The organism is Acidovorax cavernicola (assembly GCF_003581445.1).
On sequence record NZ_QXMN01000202.1, the window covers coordinates 1 to 1,523 of the forward strand.

The 1,523-nt window shown below is 66.2% G+C and carries 3 protein-coding genes and 1 pseudogene; 1 reads left to right on the top strand and 3 read right to left on the bottom strand.

Annotation, left to right across the window (positions count from 1 at the left end):
* Positions 1 to 32: 32 nt before the first annotated feature.
* Positions 33 to 194, bottom strand: a pseudogene (locus tag D3H34_RS32495) (tRNA guanosine(34) transglycosylase Tgt); the annotation flags it as partial.
* A gap of 108 nt (positions 195 to 302) precedes the next feature.
* Here D3H34_RS32495 and D3H34_RS32500 point away from each other — a divergent pair.
* Positions 303 to 776 carry a universal stress protein gene (locus D3H34_RS32500; protein WP_119558847.1) on the top strand — a complete coding sequence of 158 codons (474 nt, stop codon included), beginning with the start codon at positions 303 to 305 and terminating at the stop codon, positions 774 to 776.
* A gap of 9 nt (positions 777 to 785) precedes the next feature.
* Here the strand turns inward: D3H34_RS32500 and D3H34_RS32505 are convergent, their stop codons facing one another.
* Positions 786 to 1,178, bottom strand: a complete 393-nt coding sequence (locus D3H34_RS32505) for a hypothetical protein (protein ID WP_119558848.1) — start codon at positions 1,176 to 1,178, stop codon at positions 786 to 788.
* A 243-nt stretch (positions 1,179 to 1,421) separates the two neighbouring features.
* The coding region (locus D3H34_RS32510; RefSeq protein WP_147400586.1) for a phospholipase A at positions 1,422 to 1,523 on the bottom strand (102 nt) is incomplete at its 5' end.

The following is a 1,523-nucleotide window of genomic DNA, read 5'->3' on the forward strand; positions in this document are numbered from 1 at the left end:
GATCATCCTGGGCAACACCTTCCACCTCTGGATGCGCCCATTTCTTCCAGGCTGCGCGGCATCACGCCCTTGACGGTGCCATAGGTGCCCACGGGCATGAAGATCGGGGTCTGGACCACGCCGTGATTGAGCGTGAGCTTGCCACGGCGCGCGTGGCTGGATGGGTCGTTTTTGAGGGTTTCGAACTGCAGCATGGGCGCCATTGTCCCAGACTGCCCGCGGGCCGTGCTTCATGGGGTAAAGCTGGCTGGCGGATGGCAGCCTGCCCTACACTGGGGCATCGATAACTCCCGGAGGCCCAGATGCTCAGAATCATGATCGCAGTGGATGGATCGGAACCCTCGCTCGATGCGGTACGCCATGGCGTGAAGCTGGTGCGCCAGGGGCTGCATGCGAGCCTGCTGCTGGCCCACGTGCAGCAGGAAGCCTCGCTGTTCGAACTCGCCACTCAGGACCCCGACCTGATCGCCCGCGCGAGCGTGGCCGCGGGCCGTCACCTGATGGAGCCGGCCGTGGCGCTGGTCGAAGCCGCGGGCGCGAGCTATGAAACCGAAGTCGGCCTGGGTCAGCCCGCGGCGACGCTGGTCGACATGGCCGAGCGCAACGGCTGCGACATGATCATCATCGGCGCGCTGGGGCAGAGCGGCGTGGCCAGTGCGCTGATCGGCTCGGTGTCGCGCGAAGTCGCGCGCCTGAGCCAGTTGCCCGTGACCATCGTCAAGCACCCCGATCCCGCGGATCTGGCGGATGCGCAGGACGTGGAAGACGACGAGTAGGGCCTTGCTTCAGGCGCGGCGAGACTGGCTTGAGGCCGTCTTGTCGGCCTGCCACTTTCCATGTGGCAGGCTCGCCAGCCGCTGGAACATGCGCCGGCAGTAGCCGCGGATGCGCAGGCAGTTGTTGATTTCCTCGACGGGCAGCGGGCCGGAGACGACCACGATGTCGTCGGCGGATTGCCACGCGCCGGCGGCGCGCAGGCGCCGGCGTGCGGTCAGTGCCCAGGAATGGATGCGCATGGGCGTGCCGTGCTGGTGGACTTCGCCGGTGTGCAGGTCGAAGGCGATGGCCACGGTCTCTGTACGGAGCCGAAAGCGGCGCTCACCCGTGACCGCGCTGGGCGTGTCGCGCATGTCGTACAGGTAATAGTGGCCGGCCTTGAGCTGGTATTGCTGATCCATCGATCCTCCTTCAGGCCCCCATTTTGCGCGGCCTTGGAGGCGTTACAAAGTCGGGTAAGCGGTGCGAAAGTCGGGCTGTTCCCTGCGGGGGGCTCCTCCATGGTGCCCGCGTTACCCGCAGCCTCTGAAACTGGCATGCCCCAGCACGGGGGCACCGAGCAAGGGCCGCCCCGCAGCGATGGTGCCGTCCCCCTCCACCGAAGGTTGAGAGGGGGAAGCGGCGTGAGCCGCTCAGGGGGTGCCTTAAAAATCAAGAAGGCTGAAGCCTACACTGAATACCGTGCGCTTGCGGTTGTAGTCGATCAGGCTGTCGCCATAGCCCGAGAACAGCTGCGTGTGCAGGCG